Raw genomic sequence first — 7,845 nt, 5'->3', positions numbered from 1 at the left:
GCCAGCCTGCTGCTGTGATGTTGATTGTACCTCGCTAGGCTTGGCACAAGAGTCACAGTAGTAGACTGGTTCCGCAGTCCACAAGAATCTTCCTTCGTCAAACGCTAAAAACTGCAGAATCGAGTTTCAAGTATTCCAATCCGCAAGATAAATGGTGAATCGTACTAATTCACCTTTATAAGTTACTGGTGTCCCCCCTCCCTATAGGAGCGGGGAGGTTACTGCCCGACAAAATAGCTCAAAGATAACGGTCTATCTTCCTTTTCTTAGCCCTTTTGACATTATGTCTAACTCCGGAGCCTGTGATCGACATGGCTCTGGATATGGATTTTTCCAGTGCAGTTTTCAGTTCAGGAAACGACTCCCATCGGTCAAAGTCTTTAATATAAACTCTGGCAATGTCGGCCATTTCCTCCAATCTTTTTGATGGATTCTTGACCCCAATGCTTTTTCCATATCGCACCAACTTGTCCTGATCTGGAAACTCCCGGCTCTGTTCCATTTTCAAAGCCAGGTCATGGGAATCATTTTCATACACTGTTGTGTTGACTACATCATAAAGAGGAGAGAGCCTTAACCCTGTTAAAGGATTAATACTGTCATAAAGCAGGGAAAAGTTTTTTAAATGAGCATCACCATTACCCAATAAACAACTGATTGCTACATAATCAAATATCTGGTCACTCTGCTGCGTATCTCTGGTATAAAGTTGTACCACTTTAGCAACATGTTCATAACTACCAAGATACTTGTCATCACCTGACTTTTTCATCAATACAGCAAAGTCTTCCATGCCCAATGCCTGACCCTTTAAAAGATCGAAGCGCTTCATGATGAATAACTCTTCATTTTGCGATAGCCAGAACTCTGGAACACTGATACCACACTCACGAGCAATACTCATACAAATGAATTCATTCAGCGCCAGATTTTCATACTCATCGCCCCCGGTTTTAACGATCAACTCAGGTTCTATCAAAGTACCTCTCTCGCTGGACTTCTGAGTATTGACCAGAAGTTTTGGCTGAACACCCGATACTGCTGCCGTATTCAAAAGGTATTTGTCCACAAGGTATTCAAAAGCACTTTCACGACTATCCCAGCTGACCAGAGCATCGAGGCTTTCATACCCGGCGGGCTCCAGAACAAGCTCACTTTCGTAACTGAGACGACCAATTCCGCGATGCTGTTGAAGCGCCAGAAACAACATATCGTTGACCTTAATGTACCTCCTCAGTCGTTCAGTCAGCCTCTCCCGGACATAGCCTTCAGGGATATTCATCTGAAAAACAGGATGAAGGGCTCCGCTGTTATAGGAAGCAACTCTTTGCGGCATCGTCAAAGAAATTTCTTCACCATATTCTTCATAAGAAAAGGAATAGGAGCCCCGATCAAAACCTAATACTCCGGTTTGTCCCGCCGGAGTATGAACCCGGACCCGATTCATTTTTTCAGGCCACTCTTCAAAGCGATTCAATCGTTATCTCCAGTCATGACTTTATCTTTACGTCGCTACTTGAATAACTCATCAAGATCATCCCATGTGGGTCTCTCAGCATCTTTGACCGTTAACTCAAGACCCAGTAACCCAAGATAATTATTCAGAGCCCACAGAGCACCTTGGTATCGATCGTTTTCAATGGCCGAGATAACACTTCGGGTGGTTTTAGCCTTTTTGGCAGCCTCGGTCTGATTCCAGCCTCTGGCTTTTCGGCGATCTCGGCAATGTTCTCCGATACTGTCCATTCTCTTCACATATGACTATATATACATTCAATATAGCAATAATTTAATAAATGAACATATATGTATTCATTTCAGATTAAAAAAAGCTACTTCCTTAATAACTTCGATGAGGTATACCATCTCGATGACAAACCTTACTAATAGCCTGTCAATGGATGTTCAAATGCCTCAAAAGAAAATTGCAGTCATCACTGGAGCAGGCCGAGGTATTGGTGCAGCGGCAGCCAGACTTTTTGCACAGCAGGGCTATGCTGTCTGCATCAATTACAGAGCCAATACAGAAGCAGCTGAGAGCCTTGCCCGTGAGATTCAGTTAGCTGACGGTCACTGTATTACTGTTCAGGCTGATGTTTCTACAGAAGCAGGTGTCAGTAAACTGTTTTCCACCGTCGACCAGGAGCTGGGCACTCTGGATGTACTGGTCAATAACGCAGGTATACTTCAGCAGCAATCCAGACTGGATGCAATGACGGCAGAACGTATCAACCAGCTGCTGACAACCAATGTTACCAGTTACTTCCTCTGCAGCCGGGAAGCTGTGAAAAGAATGTCGACTCTTCACGGTGGTAACGGTGGTAGCATCGTCAATGTTTCATCGGCAGCCTCCAGAACCGGATCGCCCAATGAGTATATTGATTACGCAGCCACCAAAGGTGCTATTGATACCCTGACCAAAGGCTTATCCCTTGAAGTGGCCGCTGAAAACATTCGGGTCAACGGTGTACGGCCCGGGTGTATCTATACCGATATGCACGCAGATGGTGGAGAACCCGGTCGGGTCGACCGACTGGCTGATGTATTACCCATGAAGCGGGGCGGTCACCCTGAAGAAGTGGCCGAAGCGATTTACTGGCTGGCTTCCGAGAAAGCTTCTTTCTCGACCGGGAACTTTCTGGATCTGGCAGGAGGGGTTTAAGACTCTTTGCCAGAGGCCCTTTTTCCTCAAAACAGCTGACAAAAGAGTCAGTTTTACTGACTGAATTCGCATCCTCCCTGAACAACTCGCTCTCCATGCCCTCTAACTTCTTTGAATCTTTAGATTATTGGTGTTCAGGGCAGGAGAAAGGATGGATTCAGGCATTCCAACATCAACTTCGACCGAAGCTTTTCCGCTGCTTCAGGGAATAGGCTTCTATTTGAAGATCCCTCCAGCAGCAGTGCCCCAGTTTCTGCCGTAACGACTCAACCTGCCTTGAGCTCTTTGCTTCCCGATCAAACAGGCACCCTTTCTTTTTCAGACTTTGAAAGCATAACCACAACAACTACTGCAACCGCTCCTCTGGTGAACTTTAATCCAGACAGTCTTTTGAATAAGCCAGGCTCTACCACTCAACCTGCAACACCCGAAAGCACAAGCCCGCCTCCATCATCGGTGACAGAAGATTCAGAGGATATTCTCTCAACAGCCATGCAGTTACATAATGTAGAGCCAATACTCCTGCCAGATGATTCACAAACGCCCGGCCCTTCAAGTCAGGCCATAGCATCAGAGAGTGCTTTTCACGAGATGAGTGTGAATGAGAAGATGAAATTGCACTATATGCTGGGAGACAGCGGCTATACCAAAGCCCATTACGACTACACATCCATGCGCCCTAAAAAAAGAGCCGTAAAAAAGCCGCCTGCTCCTGTAAAGAAACGCAAGAAACCGCAAAAAGAATATGAGTTACTGGAAACGGAATTACTCTTTCTTGCGCTTCAAAAAAATGCTGATACTCACCTGGATCAACTGAAACCAGATCTTCAAAAGTTCACCGTAGATAAAGTTCAGGAACAACTGGATGAACACCCATTCTGGGCTTCAGAAGAACTCAAAGAGTGTCTGCCGGGAGAGGAGCTTGCAGACTTCATTTATGACATCTGTGAGTGGAAAGGAGTGGCCAATAGTCTTGATGAACTGATTCATACCAATATGCGAGAAAGACAACTTGATGCCTCCCTGCTGGAAAACATCCGTTCGGTAAGAGCCAATGTGTGCAGCCATATATCGAAAAGTCACCAACAGACTTTTGATGCTCTCTATACACAGAAGCTGCAGAATGAGATAGCTCGATTACAAGCAATTGAAGAGAGTGGTCAGATTTCAGTTATAGAGAATCCAGGCTCACAATCTGAGACTTCTTCCCTCGATCCGCATTGACTTGTAGACTCACTGTCTCTAATGCATCTTTTAATAAATCTCTGCTATGCTCATTGCTCAAATAACAAACAAGCGGTACACGGTATGAGCCTTGAGGCCCGAATAGAAGTACTGGAAGAAAAATATTCCCAATGGGATAAGGTTCTTACAGGCTTAGAAGGTACTGTATCTCTGATTCTTGAAGAACAAATGAACCTAAGAAAAGATACGCTTGTGCGTTTTATGGAAGTTGATAAAAGTTTCAAGGGGATTGATCGTCGCTTTGAAGGAATCGATCAGCGCTTTGACAAAATAGAAGAAGTACTTGCCATCATAGTGGATCGCCTACCAAAACGCTGATACCTCCACTCTAAACATCAAATCCACTATTACGCAGCCCTCTGTGAAAGGTTACAGAGCTCAGGGAGAGCTGCATTTTTACACTAAACAGTAAAAAGCCGGAATCAATCCGGCTTTTTTATTCTCAAATCAGGAACGATCCCCGGGAGGGTTATCCTTCAACTGTTTTGAGCGAAGATCATGAGGGTCTAGTGCCCTGATGACTTCGAGCTGTTCGGTCGTTGGCGCCGCAGTAACCGTCACTTCATCCGGCACATAAACGTCAAAACCGGTATTCTCCAGAACCTGCTCTACAGTAATACCCGGGTGCAGGCTGATCAGCTGCAGCTGATGATCCGGCCCATTCCAGTCCATGACACAGAGATCAGTAACGACCAGGCGGATATCAATGTCATCCAGACTGTAACCTTTCGGCAAGCGAGCCGGGTTATAGCCGATGGAGGCCACCATGTCACACTCACCTTCTACAAACACACGCTTGTTATGGCTGGGGACAAAAAAGCTGTTGGCATGACTGATGGAGTTTCCCGGGAAACCCCTGACACCCAACATCTGAACCTTGGGCTGTTCATAAGTACCACCCAGGGCTGAGATATTAGCCTGACCGTATTGATCGATCTGGGTTGGGCCTACCATTGCGTGACGTTTGCCACTCCAGACGTTGTCAAAGATACGTGAGAAGCCCATCCAGGTTTCATTGTGCTGAACGTAGTCATCACCACGATTGCCTACCGGATTAGGTTCAGACAACAGAAAAGCTTCTGAGTCTGTCATCATCAGGTCGGTGTTGGATGTTTTCATGGCCAGACTGGCTGACAGACGTGGAATCAGGCCAATACCTGTTGCCAGTACTTCGCCATCCTTCCTGAAGGCTTCAGAGCCAGCACAGATCATTAATTCTGCGAGAGAATAATTATTACTCATCTTTCAATACCCCCTCTTAATAAACCGGCTTTGGCAGTTGTTTGATAGCTTCCAGTCCGCCAACCTTGGCCTGGTACTCTTCTTCCGTTGAGCCCTGAATATACTTCTCAAAGTAAGCTTCAAAGCCCCCTTCTTTGGCACAAGCGTTGTACTCTTTGAAGTGTTTTACATCAAAGCCATACAGTGGAGTACACGACGAAGGATGAGCACCACCCGGCACCAGGCTGACACCTGATGTCATGGAGCGTTCCCAATAAACATAACGGGACTCTTCAGGGTTCTTGAAGTAATCACTGTCCACCAGCTCATCACAGGTGACAAACGTTTTGTCTGCAGCACGGGCAAACCAGTCATCCATGTAATGATCATTGCCCTTAATCTGACAAACACCACGTTCATCAGCACGGTCTACGTGAAGCAGGGAAACGTCGAGCTTCAGAGCCGGCATAGCGACCCATTCTTTCTCGTCATAAGGGCTGTCGATCACTTTCAGATCCGGATTGACCTTGACCACATCGGTACCCAGGCCGATCTGGGTAGGAATGTAGGGGCAGCCCCAGGCAGCAGCACGCAGCCCCAGCAGCATCATGCCTTCGTCGATCTCCATGGTTTCGATTTCACCTTTCTGGCGTGCCTGACGGAAGTAAGGCTCCAGAGGTATGAAATCGAGAGAAACGAAAGCAAAAATAACTTTCTTTACTTTACCGGCAGCACACAGCATACCGACATCAGCACCACCATAAGCGACGATGGTCAGATCTTTGACATCAGAACGGAGAATTTCCCTGATCAGAGCCATGGGCTTGCGGCGAGGCCCCCAGCCACCAATACCGATGGTCATACCATCGCGCAATTCGCCGACGATGTCCGCCGTGGTCATGCGTTTATCCATTGCTACACCTTTTTATTGTTTTCACTGCCTGCAATCGGACCAGAGTCGGTTGCAGGACTAGAAGAGGCTGTTATTCCCATAGGCCCTTTATAAGCACAGAGGGAAATATCAGAAACAGTCATGAGCCCAGAATGAATTACTGATGGCCAACGCTGAAGTCGTGGCCCCAGAGGCTGATAGAACTGCTTTCGAAGACTGTGTGACGATCCCAGTCCACGACCAGCCCACCGCACCCGTATTCCATATCGAAGCCGGAAGGTGTCTGCATATAGAAGGACACCATTTCATCGTTGGTATGCTTACCCAGGGTGGCAGTCAGTTTCACACCATGAGCTTCCATGCGATCCAGAGCGCGACCGACATCATCCATCTCTTCCACTTCCAGCATCATATGGACACAACCACTGGGAATGGGGCATTCAAAGATGGCCAGAGAATGATGACGACCATTATTACAATGCAGAAAATGCAGACGCTTCTTGGGTTCAGCGGGATCATCGGTAAAGGTCACCTGCATCAGATCAGACAGACCAAAACCCAGAACATCGGTATAGAATTCGCGGCAGTTTTCAAAGGATGGAGCAGGAATGACCACATGACCCAGACCCAGGTCCGTAGTGACAAACCTGGATACGCCAACAGGAGAAACAAAGTGTTTAAAATCCTGAACCGGCCCCCAGAACAGTTCGTGGCGGTTACCATCAGGATCAGAGAACTTGATTAGCTGCTGAACCATTCTTGCAGCGGCTTCTTCTTCGGTACCCACGGTCACCTGAACATCAGCCGCTTCCAGTTCAGTTATAGCCTGTTCAAAAGCTTCTTTATTGGCGACTTCCCAACCTGAAGCACCGTAGCCATCTCGATCAGACTTTTCGACGGCAATCCGGTAATTGCGCTCATCCATTTTCAGCAACAAGGTATTTTCATCAGAAGCTTCATGCTCCATCATACCCAACACTTGGGTTCCGTACTCCTGCCATTTGGCCAGATCAGTTGACTCTGCTGTTACATAGCCTAATCCACGAATATCCATGCTGACGCCGCCTCATCATCTTTTATTATTGGAAATATTTTTCAGCTGAAAAACATTTCTTCTGCTCATGGCTGTTTTATTTCCAAAGGCTGCTCTGTTAAAGACTCTGCCTCATAGACACACCTCACAGCCTTTCTGGACCTGACCAAGAATTGCGCCTGAGCATAAAGTTCAGTAGAACCAGGGCGTTTTTCACTCAATTCGTGCAAACAGTTGACCTGTTTAATCGAATTGAGTGGAAAAGATGACCGTTCTTTCTGGGTTTTAGGCCGGGCTGTCCATTCTCGTTCAGGCTCCTATGGACTGAGCATGATTAAATCGGTAGCAGCAAGAGTCATCATCGTCTAATGGGACTAGCAGCAGACAGCAAGAACAATGGTCGTCTGAGACACGAAGCAGATTAAAGCAGATGTATGATACATTATTGCCATTCCATGACTGAAAGCGATAAAAATAAAGGAGACAAGGATGAGATCAGCAACCGCTCTCTATCAGCTAAAAAACATGACAGAGTCCTTTCTCGGCAGTAATGTTCTAAGATTGGCAGGTAAATCGACCTCTGGCGTTTACGACTTCAAATTTGGTAAATACAGCCCTGTTCTTCTGTCGGTGCCCAACGGGACTCAGCGCCCCAACGAGTATTTTTGGGGCTTTTACAGGTTGGCTGATGAAAAGTGAGGGGTTGCAACAGAAATAGCCTTCAGGAGACGATTGATTTATAAGGATCAAAATTTCTGAAGGATCAGACATGTGTGCAACACCCTCACTACG

General features: G+C 46.6%; 9 protein-coding genes. 4 read left to right on the top strand and 5 right to left on the bottom strand.

Annotated elements, in window-relative coordinates:
- Nucleotides 1-238 precede the first annotated feature (238 nt).
- Both ACR2PX_RS17205 and ACR2PX_RS17200 read right to left on the bottom strand, forming a co-directional pair.
- On the bottom strand, nucleotides 239-1,477 hold the full coding sequence (locus tag ACR2PX_RS17205) for a type II toxin-antitoxin system HipA family toxin (RefSeq protein ID WP_434000590.1): 1,239 nt from the start codon (nucleotides 1,475-1,477) through the stop codon (nucleotides 239-241).
- Between the two features lie 35 nt (nucleotides 1,478-1,512).
- The gene (locus ACR2PX_RS17200; protein WP_434000589.1) at nucleotides 1,513-1,746 is read right to left on the bottom strand and encodes a helix-turn-helix transcriptional regulator; all 234 of its coding nucleotides are present in this window, start codon (nucleotides 1,744-1,746) and stop codon (nucleotides 1,513-1,515) included.
- A gap of 163 nt (nucleotides 1,747-1,909) precedes the next feature.
- On the opposite strand from ACR2PX_RS17200, the gene ACR2PX_RS17195 reads away from it, so the two are divergent.
- The 3 genes from ACR2PX_RS17195 (at nucleotide 1,910) to ACR2PX_RS17185 (ending at nucleotide 4,225) form a co-directional block, all read left to right on the top strand.
- Nucleotides 1,910-2,662, top strand: a complete 753-nt coding sequence (locus ACR2PX_RS17195) for an SDR family oxidoreductase (RefSeq protein ID WP_434000588.1) — start codon at nucleotides 1,910-1,912, stop codon at nucleotides 2,660-2,662.
- Between the two features lie 276 nt (nucleotides 2,663-2,938).
- The gene (locus ACR2PX_RS17190; protein ID WP_434000587.1) at nucleotides 2,939-3,886 is read left to right on the top strand and encodes a hypothetical protein; all 948 of its coding nucleotides are present in this window, start codon (nucleotides 2,939-2,941) and stop codon (nucleotides 3,884-3,886) included.
- Between the two features lie 84 nt (nucleotides 3,887-3,970).
- Complete coding sequence (locus tag ACR2PX_RS17185) at nucleotides 3,971-4,225, top strand: hypothetical protein (RefSeq protein WP_434000586.1); 255 nt, start codon at nucleotides 3,971-3,973, stop codon at nucleotides 4,223-4,225.
- A 129-nt stretch (nucleotides 4,226-4,354) separates the two neighbouring features.
- Here the strand turns inward: ACR2PX_RS17185 and ACR2PX_RS17180 are convergent, their stop codons facing one another.
- The 3 genes from ACR2PX_RS17180 to ACR2PX_RS17170 all read right to left on the bottom strand — a co-directional run bounded on the left by ACR2PX_RS17180 (nucleotide 4,355) and on the right by ACR2PX_RS17170 (nucleotide 7,074).
- Nucleotides 4,355-5,149: a CoA-transferase subunit beta gene (locus ACR2PX_RS17180; RefSeq protein ID WP_434000585.1), complete on the bottom strand. Its 795-nt coding sequence runs from the start codon at nucleotides 5,147-5,149 to the stop codon at nucleotides 4,355-4,357.
- 16 nt (nucleotides 5,150-5,165) lie between these two features.
- The gene (locus tag ACR2PX_RS17175; RefSeq protein WP_434000584.1) at nucleotides 5,166-6,041 is read right to left on the bottom strand and encodes a CoA transferase subunit A; all 876 of its coding nucleotides are present in this window, start codon (nucleotides 6,039-6,041) and stop codon (nucleotides 5,166-5,168) included.
- A gap of 136 nt (nucleotides 6,042-6,177) precedes the next feature.
- Entirely contained in the window at nucleotides 6,178-7,074 is an 897-nt protein-coding gene (locus tag ACR2PX_RS17170; RefSeq protein WP_434000583.1) for a VOC family protein, read from the bottom strand.
- Between the two features lie 468 nt (nucleotides 7,075-7,542).
- On the opposite strand from ACR2PX_RS17170, the gene ACR2PX_RS17165 reads away from it, so the two are divergent.
- Nucleotides 7,543-7,752, top strand: coding sequence for a hypothetical protein (locus ACR2PX_RS17165; protein ID WP_434000582.1), 210 nt, complete (start codon nucleotides 7,543-7,545; stop codon nucleotides 7,750-7,752).
- Nucleotides 7,753-7,845: the final 93 nt, after the last annotated feature.

This window comes from Endozoicomonas sp. (assembly GCF_051008435.1).
Lineage (GTDB): Bacteria > Pseudomonadota > Gammaproteobacteria > Pseudomonadales > Endozoicomonadaceae > Endozoicomonas_A.
This window is presented reverse-complemented; position numbering and strand designations above follow the sequence as displayed.

Coding starts and splice junctions, on each gene's coding strand:
- ACR2PX_RS17200 (WP_434000589.1), bottom strand. CDS start 1,746: ATGGACAGTATCGGAGAACATTGCCGAGATCGCCGAAAAGCCAGAGGC.
- ACR2PX_RS17195 (WP_434000588.1), top strand. CDS start 1,910: ATGCCTCAAAAGAAAATTGCAGTCATCACTGGAGCAGGCCGAGGTATT.
- ACR2PX_RS17185 (WP_434000586.1), top strand. CDS start 3,971: ATGAGCCTTGAGGCCCGAATAGAAGTACTGGAAGAAAAATATTCCCAA.
- ACR2PX_RS17180 (WP_434000585.1), bottom strand. CDS start 5,149: ATGAGTAATAATTATTCTCTCGCAGAATTAATGATCTGTGCTGGCTCT.
- ACR2PX_RS17175 (WP_434000584.1), bottom strand. CDS start 6,041: ATGGATAAACGCATGACCACGGCGGACATCGTCGGCGAATTGCGCGAT.
- ACR2PX_RS17170 (WP_434000583.1), bottom strand. CDS start 7,074: ATGGATATTCGTGGATTAGGCTATGTAACAGCAGAGTCAACTGATCTG.
- ACR2PX_RS17165 (WP_434000582.1), top strand. CDS start 7,543: ATGAGATCAGCAACCGCTCTCTATCAGCTAAAAAACATGACAGAGTCC.